General features: G+C 53.7%; 14 protein-coding genes. 12 read left to right on the forward strand and 2 right to left on the reverse strand.

The window, feature by feature from the left end:
- The first annotated feature begins 29 nt into the window (after positions 1 to 29).
- The 3 genes from IEY53_RS14170 (at position 30) to IEY53_RS35125 (ending at position 2,244) form a co-directional block, all read left to right on the forward strand.
- Positions 30 to 998: a type I phosphomannose isomerase catalytic subunit gene (locus tag IEY53_RS14170; protein WP_189025903.1), complete on the forward strand. Its 969-nt coding sequence runs from the start codon at positions 30 to 32 to the stop codon at positions 996 to 998.
- 27 nt (positions 999 to 1,025) lie between these two features.
- Entirely contained in the window at positions 1,026 to 1,988 is a 963-nt protein-coding gene (locus tag IEY53_RS14175; RefSeq protein WP_189025905.1) for an alpha/beta fold hydrolase, read from the forward strand.
- 172 nt (positions 1,989 to 2,160) lie between these two features.
- A complete protein-coding gene (locus tag IEY53_RS35125; protein ID WP_229696159.1) occupies positions 2,161 to 2,244 on the forward strand; it encodes a putative holin-like toxin in 84 nt (27 codons plus the stop codon).
- A gap of 752 nt (positions 2,245 to 2,996) precedes the next feature.
- Here the strand turns inward: IEY53_RS35125 and IEY53_RS14180 are convergent.
- Together IEY53_RS14180 and recQ are read right to left on the reverse strand one after the other, a co-directional pair.
- Complete coding sequence (locus IEY53_RS14180) at positions 2,997 to 4,877, reverse strand: B12-binding domain-containing radical SAM protein (RefSeq protein WP_189025907.1); 1,881 nt, start codon at positions 4,875 to 4,877, stop codon at positions 2,997 to 2,999.
- A gap of 15 nt (positions 4,878 to 4,892) precedes the next feature.
- Positions 4,893 to 6,725, reverse strand: coding sequence for a DNA helicase RecQ (gene recQ / locus IEY53_RS14185; RefSeq protein WP_189025909.1), 1,833 nt, complete (start codon positions 6,723 to 6,725; stop codon positions 4,893 to 4,895).
- 160 nt (positions 6,726 to 6,885) lie between these two features.
- Between recQ and IEY53_RS14190 the strand changes: the two genes are divergently transcribed.
- The 9 genes from IEY53_RS14190 (at position 6,886) to IEY53_RS14230 (ending at position 15,517) form a co-directional block, all read left to right on the forward strand.
- Positions 6,886 to 8,535 (forward strand): spore germination protein, encoded by a 1,650-nt coding sequence (locus IEY53_RS14190; RefSeq protein WP_189025911.1) that lies wholly within the window; start codon positions 6,886 to 6,888, stop codon positions 8,533 to 8,535.
- Positions 8,483 to 9,583 carry a GerAB/ArcD/ProY family transporter gene (locus IEY53_RS14195; protein WP_189025913.1) on the forward strand — a complete coding sequence of 367 codons (1,101 nt, stop codon included), beginning with the start codon at positions 8,483 to 8,485 and terminating at the stop codon, positions 9,581 to 9,583. The genes IEY53_RS14190 and IEY53_RS14195 overlap by 53 nt, the downstream gene beginning before the upstream one ends.
- Positions 9,580 to 10,803 (forward strand): Ger(x)C family spore germination protein, encoded by a 1,224-nt coding sequence (locus tag IEY53_RS14200; RefSeq protein ID WP_189025915.1) that lies wholly within the window; start codon positions 9,580 to 9,582, stop codon positions 10,801 to 10,803. Before IEY53_RS14195 ends, IEY53_RS14200 begins: the two co-directional genes overlap by 4 nt.
- A gap of 11 nt (positions 10,804 to 10,814) precedes the next feature.
- On the forward strand, positions 10,815 to 11,000 hold the full coding sequence (locus IEY53_RS14205) for a CLC_0170 family protein (RefSeq protein ID WP_189025917.1): 186 nt from the start codon (positions 10,815 to 10,817) through the stop codon (positions 10,998 to 11,000).
- An 80-nt stretch (positions 11,001 to 11,080) separates the two neighbouring features.
- On the forward strand, positions 11,081 to 12,097 hold the full coding sequence (locus tag IEY53_RS14210; protein WP_189025919.1) for an RluA family pseudouridine synthase: 1,017 nt from the start codon (positions 11,081 to 11,083) through the stop codon (positions 12,095 to 12,097).
- Positions 12,098 to 12,219: 122 nt separating this feature from the next.
- On the forward strand, positions 12,220 to 12,744 hold the full coding sequence (locus tag IEY53_RS14215; protein ID WP_229696148.1) for a hypothetical protein: 525 nt from the start codon (positions 12,220 to 12,222) through the stop codon (positions 12,742 to 12,744).
- Positions 12,745 to 12,765: 21 nt separating this feature from the next.
- Entirely contained in the window at positions 12,766 to 13,161 is a 396-nt protein-coding gene (locus tag IEY53_RS14220; RefSeq protein WP_189025923.1) for a hypothetical protein, read from the forward strand.
- A 24-nt stretch (positions 13,162 to 13,185) separates the two neighbouring features.
- The gene (locus tag IEY53_RS14225; protein ID WP_189025925.1) at positions 13,186 to 13,755 is read left to right on the forward strand and encodes a TetR-like C-terminal domain-containing protein; all 570 of its coding nucleotides are present in this window, start codon (positions 13,186 to 13,188) and stop codon (positions 13,753 to 13,755) included.
- Between the two features lie 142 nt (positions 13,756 to 13,897).
- Positions 13,898 to 15,517 (forward strand): oleate hydratase, encoded by a 1,620-nt coding sequence (locus IEY53_RS14230; protein WP_268240772.1) that lies wholly within the window; start codon positions 13,898 to 13,900, stop codon positions 15,515 to 15,517.
- The last annotated feature ends 57 nt before the right edge of the window (positions 15,518 to 15,574 follow it).

A 15,574-nucleotide genomic window follows, 5' to 3' on the forward strand; every position in this document is an offset into this window, starting at 1 on the left:
TTAGAGAACCTTGAAAGGGAGATGTACACATGACTAAACCTTATCCATTGAAATTTGAGCCGGAGTTTAAAGACCGGGTCTGGGGCGGCCGCGCCCTGGAGAAATTCGGATTCAAGCTGCCGGAAGGCCATATCGGGGAAGGCTGGACCATCGCCGACCACCCGAACGGCACCTCTTCGGTAGTCAACGGTGAGCTGGCCGGACAAGGCCTGGATCAGATCCGCGAGCAGTTCGGACGCGAATGGTTCGGCACCAAGGGCATTTCTGAAGCCGGCGGAAGATTTCCGCTGCTGGTCAAACTGCTGGACTGCAATGACAATCTCTCCGTACAGGTCCATCCAACCGACGATTATGAGGGATTGCCGAAGGGGGAACTGGGCAAAACAGAAATGTGGTATGTGCTGGACGCCAAACCGGGTGCCAAAATCATCTACGGCCTCAAGGAAGGCGTAACCCGCGAGAGCTTGCAGGCAGCCCTCGATAACGGCACCGTCATGGACAGTCTGCAGGAACTTTCGGTTTCGGCAGGGGATTCGTTCTACATTCCGGCCGGGACCGTACACGCCTTATGTGCAGGAGTCGTAGTGGCAGAGATTCAGCAGAACTCTGATACTACATACCGGATTTACGACTATGACCGTCCGGGCCTGGACGGCAAGCCACGCGAGCTGCATATTGAGGATTCACTGAATGTAACGGCCTACGAAGGCGCCGGTGCCACGGCAATGAAGACGGACAACGCCGTTCCGGGAGAATGGCTGCAGCTGGCGGCTTCGCCTTATTTTATTGTGGAAAAAGGGATCGTCAACGGCGCATGGAGCCTTGCAACCACACCGGACAGCTTCACTATTCTGATTATCTGCGAAGGCAGTGGACATCTGAAATGGGATGGCGGCTCCCAGCCTTATGCCGCAGGTGAAAGCTATTTGCTGCCTTCCAGCCTGGGGACTTATGAAATGGATGGGCATTCGACCGTGCTCCGTTCTTATCTGCCTTAAGAGATAACCTGTAGGAGGAAAGGCACAATGACGGAAAACAGCTTTATTGTGACCGATCCGGTAGGTGTTGGCCTTCATGTCTATGAATGGCTGCCGGACCCGGATGTGGCTGTGCGGGGAATCGTACAGATCTCCCACGGCATGTGCGAGACAGCGGCCCGTTATGCCCGCTTTGCAGCGGCGTTAACCGGAGCCGGCTATGCCGTGTATGCCCAGGACCACAGGGGCCATGGCCGGACGGCAGGCAAAGTCAACCTGCTCGGGGATGTGGGCGAGGATGGTTTTTACTGGATGCGCCGCAACCTGCTGCAGGTGGCAGCCATCGCAATGTCCCGCCATGAAGGACAACCGATCTTTCTGTTTGCACACAGCATGGGCTCCTTTCTGGCACAAAAGATCATGTGTGAAGAAGGCGGCGACGTGTACGCCGGTTATATCCTCAGCGGCACCAATGGCCCGCGGAGCATGCTTGGCCTGGCCGAATCGGTAGCCAGTATCCAGTACAGGCTGCAGGGCCCACTCCACCGCAGCGTACTGCTGAACAGTCTGGTATTCGGCAATTACAACCGGGGCTTCTCCCCGGTGAGAACTGCCTTCGACTGGCTCAGCAGCGATCCGGCTGAAGTCGATCTTTTTATCAAGGATTCCTTTTGCGGAGCGATCTGCACTACACGCTTCTTCCGTGATTTCTTTCAGCTTCTGCGGGAGCTGCACACCCGGGAATCGCTGCGTACGTTATGTACGGATAAGCCCGTATATCTGTTCTCCGGGGACAAGGACCCTGTCGGCATGAATGGCCAGGGGCTGCTCCGCCTTGCCGCAATCTACCGGGAACGCGGAATAAGGGACGTGGAGCACCGCCTGTACCCCGGAGGACGGCACGAGATGCTGAACGAGGTCAACCGTGATCAGGTGACGGCCGATGTACTTGACTGGCTGGCCCGTCATCTTCCTGCAGACTCCATGGTGCTGGAATCCACAGCAACCTAGCAACTGCTACACAAAAGACAGGCTTTCCCCATCCGGGGAGCCTGTCTTTTTATTTTTCCGCTATAAATCTAGCAAACATCCATTTTTTAACAATCTAAATATGATATGATTTACTTGTACAACACTGACTTTTAGGGCCGGCGGTCGTTCTCCTGAAAAGGAGGTGACTGAGATGGAGGTTAAAGATGCACTGACACTAATGTTCGTATTCGGCATGTTTATATTGGCACTCCTGAGCTATATCAAAAAGAAATAGACCGCCCCGGCAAGGTAACGGTCTATTCCTGACACCAAAGACAAGCGCCCGACTGCTCTATCAGCAGTGGTTGTACAAGTGGAGCAGTGCTCATGGCACAGCTCCTTTTTTATGGATATTATAACATAAACCAATTTATTACATATAGACATGCTGTGAAAAAAATAACGGCCGCCGCTCCGGGTGCCACATGAGAGGCAAAAATGCCTCTCTTTCTGCCCAAAGCCGCTCCGGCCGACCCATGAGAGGCAAAAATGCCTCTCTTTACGCCCGAAGCCGCGCTGGACGCCACATGAGAGGCAAAAATGCCTCTCTTTACGCCCAAAGCCGCGCCGGGCGCCACATGAGAGGCAAAAATGCCTCTCTCTCTGCCCAAAGCCGCGCCGGGCGACCCTTGAGAGGTAAAAATGCCTCTCTTTTCGCCCAAAGCCGCGCTGGGCGACCCTTGAGAGGCAAAAATGCCTCTCTTTACGCTCAAAGCCGCGCCGGGCGCCACATGAGAGGCAAAAATGCCTCTCTTTCCGCCCAAAGCCGCGCTGGGCGACCCTTGAGAGGCAAAAATGCCTCTCTTTCTGCCCAAAGCCGCGCCGGGCGCCACATGAGAGGCAAAAATGCCTCTCTTTCCGCCCAAAGCCGCGCTGGGCGCTCCATGAGAGGCAATAGATAAGGCCAGTTATTCTCTATAGTTAGCCACTGCCCCGTCCAAACACTGTTCAGGGTGTTGCTCCATTACGCAGACTGCACCTTACCTCCTACACCATCGGCAGCGCATAATAATACGCCTGCTGACTCTCATCCTGCTGGTACATCACGACAAGCAGCGTGCTTCCACTTCCGCTGAACGGACGTTCCAGCGTAGCTGTTGCGGTTCCGCTTGTTAATTCAGCGTCAAATGCAACACCCGGCGCTTCTGTGTCTGCGGAGGGGAGGGTCTCCAGGACAGGTACCGGCGGCTGGTCGGCCCGCAGTCCGCTAATCGACTGCAGCACGGCTTCCAGCGGGAAGGGCAGGATTTCAAGAACGGTGTACTTTTGCAGCTCCCGCTCCGTAAGCTTGGCTTCCGCCAGCTTCGCGGAGATTCTGCCCGGATCAGCCGCCAGCTCCTTCAGGTAACGGGACCAATCCGTTTTATCCAGGGTGAAATCCCACCAGACTTTGCGCGGCTTGTATTTGTGGCCGAGGAAATAGTCCAGCTTCATCAGTCCCGTGATAACATCCATGGACTGTGTTCCACGGTCCTTCAGGAAGGACTCCAGACGAATGAACAGATCCTCCAGCTGATGCCCGATCTTCTGCCAGCCCCGCTCTTCCCAGTAATCCCCGAACTCCTGAAAGAAGTCAAACGGCGAATCGAACACATGGCGGATCAAATATTTCACGGAATGATCCAGCCGGTGGCTATTCCAATATTTCTCCAGCACATCCTCCAGCCGCTTCAGGCGGACGATGTCGGAGAACGGCATGACATGGCTGCTCAGAATTTCGTAAGGCGCATGCTCCATGTACGTATATTCATATTTCGCCGCCTGGGCACGCAGGCCGGTACCGCGCAGCATTTTGAGAAATCCAAGCTGGAGCTCTTCGGGTTCCATGGCGAATACGTCATTGAAGGTCTTGCGGAAGGTAGCGTAATCCTCCTGCGGCAATCCGGCAATCAAATCCAGATGCTGGTCAATATTGCCGCTCTCCTTGATCTTCATGACGGTGCGCGACAGCTTGGTGAAGTTCTGGCGGCGTTTGACCAGCTCATTCGTCTCATCATTGGTGGACTGCACCCCGATCTCGAACCGGAAGATACCCGGTGGGGCATTTTTCGAGAGGAAATCAAGCACCTCCGGCCGCATAATATCGGCGGTAATCTCGAACTGGAACACACACCCGCGGTGGTTGTCGATCAGGAACTGGAACATTTCCATCGCATAATTGCGGTTGATATTAAAAGTCCGGTCGAGAAACTTAATGATCTTCGCACCATTGTCGATCAGGTACAGCAAATCGGACTTCACTCGCTCAATGTCATAGTAGCGCACCCCCACCTCTATGCTGGAGAGGCAGAATTGGCAGTTGAACGGACAACCCCGGCTGGTCTCAAAATACACAATCCGTTTGCCCAGATCCGGCAAATCCTCGGCGAAACGGTGCGGGGTCGGCAGGGTGTTGAGATCGGTTTTGGGACGCGGCGGATTGACGATCAGTTCCTCGCCTTTGCGGTAGGCGGCGCCATAGACAAAATGAAACTTGCGGTCATCGCGCAGCTCCTGCAGCAAATGGTGAAAGGTCTCTTCCCCGTCCCCGTTGACTACAAAATCGATGCCGGGCTCGCGCTTCATCCAATACAGCGGCTCGTAGGACACTTCCGGTCCTCCCAGCACGATGGATACTTCGGGCATAACTTTTTTGAGGATGCCGATCACTTTGATCGTCTCCTCGATATTCCAGATATAACAGGAGAAGCCGATCACATCCGGCCGCTTCTGGAACAGGTCGGACACGATGTTCATCACGGGGTCTTTGATGGTGTACTCCGCCAGCTGGATATCCCCGAATTCATGCTCGCTGTAAGCTTTCAGCAGACGGATGGCAAGCGAGGTGTGGATATATTTGGCGTTCAACGTTGCTAGGATGATTCTCATGCTTCACGACCTTCTTTACATTTCATTTTGAAAAAACTCCAGGAATTCCTTCCCGTACTTCCGGTATTTCACTTCACCGACACCCTTCACTCTCAGCATCTCCGCTTCCGTCTGCGGACAAACCACACTCATCTCGCGCAAAGTCGCATCATTAAAAATAATGTAGGATGGCACATGCTCCCGCCCGGCCAGCTCGCGGCGGATCAACCGAAGCTGCTCAAAGACCGTCTCGTTGACGGCCGACGGCCCCAAATCACGGGTCCGGCTGCGGTCACGCGAACCGGAGCTGCCCGAACGTGTTGGCCGGGCGACCCGTTGCAGGACCTCCCGCTGGCCGCGCAGCACTTCAGCAGCTTGAAGCTGCAGCCTCACTACCGGATATTGGCCCTCCGAAAGAGCCAAATACCCCTCCGAGATCAGCACATTGATAATCTCGGTAATCTCCTTCTCGGTCTTCCCCGCCATCGCACCATGCGTCGGCAGCTTGTCGAAGCCGTATTGCAGCACTTTCTGGTTGCGCGAACCTTTGAGCACGGAGGCTACCAACGCTACACCATAACGCTCACGCATACGGTGAATGCAGGAGAAGATCTTCTGGGCATCCACCGTCATATCCACCAGTTCCCGCTCATCGGTGCAGGAGCTGCAGATGCCGCAGGGCTTGTCCGCGTGGACTTCGCCGAAATAATCCAGCTGCGCACTCCGCAGGCAGCGGGTGGTGTAGCAATAATCGATCATCTGCTGCAGCTTGCGGTATTCATTATGTTTGCGGTCCCCGTCCTGCGGGTTCTGCTCAATGAGGAACTTCTGCGTCATAATATCCTGAGCGCTAAAGAGCAGGATACATTCACTCAGCTCCCCGTCACGCCCGGCACGGCCAGCCTCCTGGACGTAAGCTTCCATATTCTTCGGCATGTTGTAGTGGATGACGTACCGGACATTGGACTTGTCGATCCCCATGCCAAAAGCGTTGGTCGCCACCATCACCCGAATATCATCATAAAGAAACTTCTCTTGGGATTCGGCCCGTTCCTGGTCATTCATTCCGGCATGGTAGCGGCCTGCGGCGATTCCCGAAGCCTGCAAACGCTGGTAAAGATCATCTACCTCTTTGCGTGTGGCGGCATATACAATGCCCGGCTGATGGGAATGCGCAGCGGCATAATCCATCAGGAATTCCTTCTTGTTCTCCCCGCGCAGCACGGACATCGCCAGATTGTCCCGGCCAAGTCCGGTCATGAAAACACCCGGCTGATGCAGCCGCAGCAGCCGGACCATATCTTCCATGACCTCCGGTGTCGCCGTCGCTGTAAAGGCCGCAAGAATCGGCCGTTCCGGCAACCCCTCCACAAACGGCGAGACCGCCAGATAGCTAGTGCGGAAATCATGGCCCCATTGCGAGACACAGTGGGCTTCATCCACCGCTACGCAGGAGATGGATAATTCCGCCATCTCCATGCGGAACCAGTCCAGCTCCAGACGCTCCGGTGCCACATAGAGCAGCTTCAGCTCGCCCCGGCGCGCCGCCCGGATCCGTTCATTGACTTCTTTGCCGCTCAGCGTGCTGTTGATATAGGCTGCGGGAATACCGGCAGTGGTCAGCGCATCCACCTGATCCTTCATCAGTGAGATCAGCGGGGAGATGACCAGCGTCAACCCCGGCAGCAACAGTGCCGGAACCTGATAGCAGATCGACTTTCCGCCTCCGGTAGGCATAATGCCCAGCGTATCGCGCCCTTCGAGCAAATTCCCGACAATCTTTTTCTGGCCTTCCCGGAAATCGGGATAGCCGTAATATTTTTGCAGTTCAGACTGCGCCTGTTCCATGGTAGGTGCTTGCATCTTCATCTCTATCATAACTCCTTAGGCATTTCCTATCTTTAGTTTACCGGGCAATGAAGCAATGAGCAACCATCCGGACGATTCTCTCTTTTGAAAAAACCACATAAAAGACCTTGGTTTAAGCCAAACTTCATATAGGATAGATTCCTCATCAGGAGGTGGGCCCGTGGAGAATTGGAAACGGAAATATACGTCTTTCAAAGAGAAGCAACACTCCAAGACACCGGGAGCCCGGCCGGAACAGAAGCTGGGCTCCCTGCTGGAGCCCAATCTGCAATCCATCCTGCAGGTACTCGGCGAAGACGGGGATCTGATCATCCGCCGGTTCCGGATGTATGGGCTATATGACGCGGCCATTATCTTTTTCTCATCCATGGCGGACCTGAGTCAGATCCATGAACATCTGCTGAAGCCGCTGATGAATCCGCCCGCCGATCCTTCCTCCGTTCCGGCCGATTCCCGGGACTTGCCCGACTTTATCTGGAACCTGACGATTCATGTGGCCCAGGGCGACCGGACATCCGACCTGAGCTCATTGCCGGACTCGCTCGTCGCAGGTAATGTGGTGCTGCTTGTGAACAGCATGGAGCAGGCCCTTTATTTCAATCTGCGTAAAATTGAGCAGCGCAGCATGGAGCAGCCGCAGACGGAACAGATTCTGCGGGGCTCACGGGAAGGGTTCATCGAGAATCTGGAATCCAATCTTTCGCTCCTGCGTTACCGGCTGCAGACGCCGGATTTCCGCGTGCAGACCTGCCCTCTCGGGGCGAGAACCCATTCACAGGTGGCAGTCTGCTATATCGACGGGATTGCCAATCCCGCACTAGTGGAAGAGGTCATGCGAAGGTTATCCATGATCCATACCGACAGTATTATTGATGCCGGATATATAGAACAATTTATTGAAGATCAGCCCTTGTCCCCCTTCCCGCAGGTTCAGCCCACCGAACGCCCGGACCGATCCACTGCGGCCCTGCTGGAAGGCAGGGTGATTATTCTAGTGGACGGCTCTCCTTTTTCACTGATTGTACCGGCACTCTTCAATCAGTTCCTGCAGACCATGGATGATTATACCGAAAGGTTTATTGTCGGCTCGCTCATCCGTTTTGTCCGCCTGATCGCCTTGATATTCTCCTTGTTTTTCCCCGCTCTGTATGTATCCATTATTTCGTTTAATCCGGAGCTGATGCCTACGGAATTTGCGGTAGCCATCTCGGGGGGAAGAGCCGGCGTTCCCTTTCCGGCTGTGCTGGAGGTGCTGGTCATGGAGGTCTCCATGGAAGTGCTGCGCGAGGCCACTATCCGGCTGCCCCAGATGATCGGAGGCGCCCTCTCCATTGTAGGGGTTCTGGTCGTTGGACAAGCTGCTGTAGCCGCAGGCCTCGCCAGCCCCACCACGGTGGTAATCGTCGCTTTGACGACCATCGGCTCGTTCGCCACACCGGCCTACAACGCTGCAATCGCTCTTAGAATGCTGCGTTTCCCCTTGATCCTCATGGCCGGTCTGTTCGGCCTTTACGGGGTGATGATCGGCACAATTGCCGTTATCAACCATCTGCTTGTTCTGGAATCCTTTGGTGTTCCCTATATGACCCCTTACGTTCCCGCTCTATGGCGGGATATGAAGGATTCACTGGTCCGGGCACCCTTATGGTGGATTAAACGGCGCCCCAGCTTCCTGCATGCTCCGGATCCGGACCGGCTCTCCCGTTCGATGCCCAAGGAGTATGCCGCACAGATTTTTACAGAGGAAGGTGAACCCTATGAACAACAACCGGCCCATCACGACCCTTCAGGTCACAGCGGTAATCACTAGCACAATTATTGGCGTAGGCATACTAAGCTTTCCAAGATACATGGCGGATGCCGCAGGCAGCGGCGCTCCTTTGGTGACGGCAGCCGGCCTTCCCGTTGCTTTTGCGGGTCTTTGGTTCACAGCCGCCGTCTGCCGCAGATTTCCGCAAGAGACCCTGTTTGTTTTCAGCCGCCGTCTGCTGGGAAGAGGTTTTGCCGATATCTTGAGCTTTTGTATCTTTCTTTTTTTTGCATTCTCTACCGGGCTGACCATGCGCCAGTTCGGTGAAGTCTGCGTTACGGTTATTTTCAAAAAAACTCCGGTTGAAGCCGTCATTCTGATGATGCTGCTGCTTGCGGCTTTAAGCGTGCGGAGAAACGTAATCAAATTCACCTATATTCATATTTTTTATGCCCCCTTCATCTTGTCCTCTATCTTCATTATTGTGCTGGTTGCGTTAAAAGACATCGACGGATTAAACTTGCTGCCGCTGACCGGCAACCACACCACGGCGGCCAGCTTCTTCAGAGGAATGGTGACTTCCTCTACCCTGTACCAGGGAACGATTGTGCTTGCTCTGCTGGTTCCACTGATGAAGAATCCCCGGAAGGTGCTTAAGGCCGGCACCGCAGCCCTGCTCATTGTCGGAATCGTCTATATCCTGATTGTATTGATTACTGTAGGGATGTTCGGCGCCTATGAAACCCGGTTGCTCCTGTATCCTACCCTGGAGACGGCCAGGTCCATCTCGATCGGAGAGGGAGTACTGGAACGTTTTGATGCCATCTTCATCATTGTTTGGGTCATTTCCATTTTCACCACGATTTTCACCAACTATTATTTGGCTGCTTATGCACTGCGCGAGGCGACCCGTTTCCGTGATCAGCGCCTTCTGGCCAGTTTTCTGCTGCCTTTCATTTTCACCGCTTCACTGCTGCCCAAAAATGTGTTCCAGTCCTATTGTTTGGCATCAGTCACCGCGATTGTCGGGCTTATTCTTCTGACACTGTATCCATTGCTGCTGTGGCTAACCGCTATCCTCCGCAATCAGGGAGGCGCATCCTCATGATCTTCCGATTCCGCAGACAGCTCTCTCTATGGCTGGCCTTGTCCATGCTCTCCATCGTTCTGACCGGCTGCTGGGATCAGCTGGAGATTGAAGACCGGGCACTGGTACTCGGTCTGGCAATTGATCAGGCGCCTGAAGACAGCCAGCCTAAGAGTGATCAAGTGACCCATATTAAGGATAACCTTAACCTTCCAATGATTCGTGTGACTGCCCAGATTGCCGTTCCCGGCAGAGTGCCGCTCGGACCCAGCAACGGGGAAAGCGGAGGCTCGGGCGGCAGCCAAAACCCGGTCTGGGTCGTACAGGTATACGGCTACACTCTGGACGACGCCATGAACAACCTGGAGCAGCAAATCTCCGATCCCAGATACCTGATTCACCTGCGGGTCCTTATTATCAGCGAAGAGATTGCCCGCACCAATCTGGGAGACCTGAATGATTATCTGCGCCGCAACCCGGAGGTCAGACGCCGGACCTGGATGCTTGTCTCCGAAGGAGAGGCCTCTCAGTTCATGGATGTTAACCCTCCACTGCAGCGCGTTCCTACGTTGTACATTCTTTCCATGATGGAGAAAGCCGTAGAATCCGGTAAATTCCCGGCCGATTATATTGGTGTCTTCTGGTCATCAGAATCCAAGTGGGGCGAAAACGGGTTTCTCCCCTATATTTCGAGACGCAACAAGGAGAACATCCTGATTAAAGGGCTGGCTTACTTCAGTGACGGCAAAATGGTCGGAGCGACGGTTCCCATTGAAATTGGCGCATTCATGGCCATGAGGGGCATTGATCCGGGGGGCTACTCCATTCTGTTCAAATCCGAGACGTATGGGCCCGTCATGATCATGGTCAATAAACGCTTTTCCAGAATCAAGGTCCACATCGTAGACGGCAAACCCCAAATCACTTATCATATCGCGCTGGATACGGGTCTGGACGAACATGTCAATACTAATGTATCCGTGAATTCTACGCAGAAGCTCGAAGACCTGGAAGGTGAGTTTCGTAAAGGGGCGCTGAAGATTTTTCAAAGTGTTATCGATAAGACCCGGCAAAAGCAATCAGATATCTTTGGGTTAGGTGAGCATGTCCGTGCGCATGCCCCGGCGTTCTGGAACAGCAGGATTCACAGCAAAAGCGACTGGGAGCAGTTATACAGCAGCTTGACCATCCATTTGGATGTGGACGTAGCCATCCGCAGAGTCGGGCTCAAGGAAAGGTAAGGGGGGGCTCCATGTTTCGTGAATTAAGCTTTTTAGCTTTGTCCCTGCTGCTTTCCGGCGGGCTGCTGCTTACCGTGGACAGCAAAATTTATGCTGTCAGCCACATGGCCAGAGAGAAGAAATATGCCCGGATTCTGGGCTGGACCCAGCTGCTTCTGCTGCTGCTCATCCTGATCTTTCTGATCTTGTTCTATTAATGACCTTCTTGGTTGATAGTATTTCTCTACTACCCGTGTTATATTGAGGAGTACAATATTAGAGGACGGAGAATGCACTCATGAACACAAGACGAAATCCCAAAGACACATCCAAACGGGGCTTAAAGCCCGCCCTCACCAGCAAATCCAAACCCGACACAAATGCAAAAAAACATAATAAACCGAATAGCCGTCCCAATTCTGCAGGCAAGGCTCCAGCCAAAACCTATACCATCACCGAGCCGGCCGAACTGCTGCCCTTCCTGCTGGCCCAGATAACCGGACGCGGGCGTAATGCCATTAAATCAATCCTCTCACGCGGACAAGTATCGGTCAACGGGAAGACCGTGACGAAGCACAACTTCCAGCTGCACCCGGGCCAGACTGTTGTGGTCGATCAGGAAAAGCCGGTGGACGCTCCGGAAATGATCGGGCTGCAAATTATGCATGAAGATGAGGATCTGATTATTATTCAAAAGGATGCCGGTCTGCTCTCCATCGCCACCGCCGGGGAGAACGAGCTGACCGCTTACCGCCAGCTGATGGAGCATGTGCGGGTCAGCGGGCCGAAGAACCGCATTTTTGTCGTGCACCGGCTGGACCGGGATACTTCCGGCGTCATGATGTTCGCCAAAAGTGAACGTATCCAGCAAGCCTTGCAGAATACCTGGAAGGATACGGTGAAGGAGCGGGTCTACGTTGCGCTGGTGGAAGGCGCCGTGAAAAAACCGTCAGGCACCGTCAGTTCCTGGCTCAAGGAAACCTCAACGCTTAAGATGTACTCCAGCCCCCATGAGGGGGACGGGCAGCATGCGGTGACGCATTATAAGCTCATTCAGGGCAACCGCCACTTCTCCCTGCTGGACGTTACGCTTGAGACCGGGCGCAAGAATCAGATCCGTGTGCATATGGCAGATATCGGCCATCCCATCGCGGGTGACAAGAAATACGGCGCAGAGACCAAAGCCGTCGGCCGTCTGGGCCTTCATGCCCGGATGCTCTCCTTCATCCACCCGGCCAGCGGGGCGCTGATGACCTTCGAGAGTCCGATTCCGAAGAGCTTCCTGAAATATACCGCGCCTGCGGAAACGAACTGACAGAATCCTTTAACTTAGGAGTGCTTTGTGGATTTTCACGGAGCACTCCTTTTCTTTGAGTCCGGCCAGCAACATTTTCTCTGCCATTACGTCATGATACAATAAGAAGAAAACGTTAGAAGGTGCAACTGTTGTTCCACCCCACCGTCTTCGACAACCTGAAGGTTGCCATCGAGAACCAAATTTACGACTATGATAATCTGGATGGGCTGCTGCTCGTTACAGACCGTTCCGACCTGCTGGATCTGGCACTGATGTCCAGGGAATTCTTGCTCTCCTTCCGGCTCACCGGCAGCGAGAAAGTCACCTCGCAGATCGTCTTAAGCTCCACGGTCAAAGACCTCGGCGATGAAATTCTGGAGAATCCGGATACCCATCCCGGCTGCCAGCTCCTGCTCCGCTTTTATCTGGAGACAGCCGATGTCTCCGTTCAATGCCCGGCGATCGGACAAGTGCTGACCTCCATATGGGGGCCCGAGATTCAGCCTGTCCAATCCCTTGTCTTTGTCTACGGGCAGGCCGAAAACACCTATCGCAACACTGTTGAACTGCAATTTAACCGGCAAATTACCGAGGACCAAATGGAGGATATCCCTGAGCTGCTGCAAGCTGTACTGAAGAGTGCCGAACAGTTGGAAGCTATTTAAAGGAACCAAGGGGGAATCGCCATGAAGTTTCTGCCTGCTGCCAAACGAAAAACCTGGTTCATCTGGATGATTGTATACGCTCTGCTGCTATGGCTGCTCTTTGCCGTACATCGCTTTGCCCTGCTCGCGCAGGACTTCGACCTTGTCATCCTGCTGCGCTATGCGCTGCTGGCCTTAGCCGTCTCCCTGATCCTCCATACGTTCGGCTGGCTCGGCGCGAAGCTGCTCTACCTGCTGGCGACTGCAGGAATCGGCCTCGGCCTTGTGCTGATGTACGCCTACACCTACCGGAACATGTCAGGCTGGGAAGATCTGGCCGGATTCCTGACTTTCGGCTTCTGCATGATCGGCGGCTTCATCATTGGCTTGCTGGCAGAAGGCATTCGCCTGCTGGTACAGCGTTCGCGCAAGTCGTAACTTCCCTAAGGAGGCAATCTGCCCATGTCCAATTCTCTCCTGACCAAAAATGCGTTGGCCCATTCGCTCAAGAGGCTGATGGAGCACCTCCCGCTGAATAAAATTTCGGTCAAACAGCTTGTGGACGATTGCGGAGTTAACCGCCAGACTTTTTATTATCATTTTCAGGACATCTTTGAGCTGCTGGGCTGGATTTACAAGACCGAAGCCGTGGAAAGTGTGGCAGCGTACCGCAGCTACAGCACATGGTCGGATGGATTTTATCGAATTTTCTGCTATATCGAGAACAACCGCGCCTTCTGCTGCAACACGCTCGATTCGCTGGGAAGAAACCATCTGGATGCTTATCTGTACGAGGTGGCCTACGATCTGCTTATCGGTGTCGTTCATGAGCTTGCGGAGGACATGGCGGTCGGCGAAGACGACAAGCACTTTATTGCCAACTTCTATACGCTGGCGTTCACCGGTCTTGTCATTCAGTGGATGCATAACGGGATGAAGGAGCCGCCGAAGCAGATTGTCGAGAAACTCAGCGGACTGATGGAAGGCAACTTCCTGAAGGCGCTGCATAAATACGAGAACAAGCCGTCGTGACCCTTTGGGTGCGGCGGCTTGTTTTGGAATCAAATCCTATTAACTTTATTCCTGCCCCGAATCTAGACAGTTTGCCTAAAGTGACCAAAAACGTTACACTCCACGGGTTTTGCTTATACCCTCTACAGCAGCCTTGGTTTACATTAAGGGTGATTACAGTAACTTTTGGAGGCGAATGATCGTGAACAAAGAGTACAGTAACAGACAGGTCTATTTTGTAGGTGGCGGGATTGCATCGTTGGCAGGTGCGGCCTATCTCGTCAGAGACTGCGGCTTCCCTGGACAAAATATTCACATTATCGAAGAGATGCCCATTCTCGGCGGCAGCAATGACGGCGCAGGCAACCCTGAGCAGGGTTATGTCATCCGCGGCGGACGCATGCTGAACGACGAAGCTTATGAGAATCTATGGGAACTTTTATCGTCCATTCCTTCGATTGATCATCCGGGTCAATCCGTAAGAGAAGAAATCACTGCATTTGACGACGCCAATCCGACCCATTCCAACGCCAGACTTGTGAACCGCGACGGTCTGGTGGAGGATGTGCTGTCGATGGGCTTTGATATGACGGATCGCCTGGCGCTGGGCAAGCTTATCGTTACACCCGAAGAGAAGATGGGCAAGGCGCGGATCAATGACTGGTTCGGCCCGCACTTTTTTGAGACTAACTTCTGGTATATGTGGGCCACCACCTTCGCGTTCCAACCTTGGCACAGTGCTGTGGAGTTCAAAAGATACATGCTTCGTTTCTTTCACGAATTCCCGAGAATCCAGACACTGGAAGGAGTTACGCGTACACCATATAATCAATATGACTCTATTATTCTTCCTATGCAGAAATATCTTGAGCCATTCGGTGTAGATTTCACCCTGAAATGTACAGTGACTGACCTTACATTCAAAGAAGGCGACGACATTACGGTAACCCGGATGCATGTACGGCGGCAGGGTGCAGAGGATGTCATCGAGGTGAACGAGGGTGATCTTGTCATTGTGACAAATGGTTCGATGACTGAGGGGGCAAGCCTCGGATCGATGAATTCCGCCCCAAGCCTTAATGGCAAGGGCAGTTCATGGAAACTATGGGAGAACATTGCCCCCAAGAAACCGGGCCTTGGCAACCCTTCTTCCTTTAACGACCATGTGGATGAGTCGAAGTGGGAATCCTTCACCGTCACGTTCCACGATTCCACATTCTTCGATCTGATGGAGAAATTCACACGCAACCGTGCAGGTACCGGCGCTCTTGTCACCTTCAAGGATTCCAGCTGGTTTATGTCGGTCGTGTTGGCCTTCCAGCCCCATTTCCGTAACCAGCCGGAGCATGTGAAAGTCTTCTGGGGGTATGGGCTGTATCCGGACAAGGTTGGGGACTTCGTGAAGAAGAGAATGAGCGACTGCACCGGGGAAGAGATTATGGAAGAACTGATCGGACATCTTCATTTCGAAGAGCACAAGGAGGCCATCATGGCCACCGCCAATTGTATCCCGTGCATGATGCCTTACATCACCTCCCAGTTTATGCCAAGACTGAACAGCGACAGACCGAAGGTTGTTCCTGAAGGCTCCACCAACCTGGCGTTCATCAGCCAATTCTGTGAGATTCCGGACGATGTGGTGTTCACCGAGGAATATTCAGTCCGGGCAGCGCGTATCGCCGTCTATACCCTGCTCGGCATCAACCGGCCGATTGAACCGATCAATCAGTATCAATATGATGTACGGACATTGTTCAACAGCTTTGTAACTTCGTTTCGGTGATCCCCTGCCTGTCCAGAGATTACTCCAGCAATCACCCCCGGGTAACCGGCGGGTGAT

The sequence above is a fragment of the Paenibacillus albidus genome, assembly GCF_014644435.1.
Taxonomy (GTDB): domain Bacteria; phylum Bacillota; class Bacilli; order Paenibacillales; family Paenibacillaceae; genus Paenibacillus_AQ; species Paenibacillus_AQ albidus.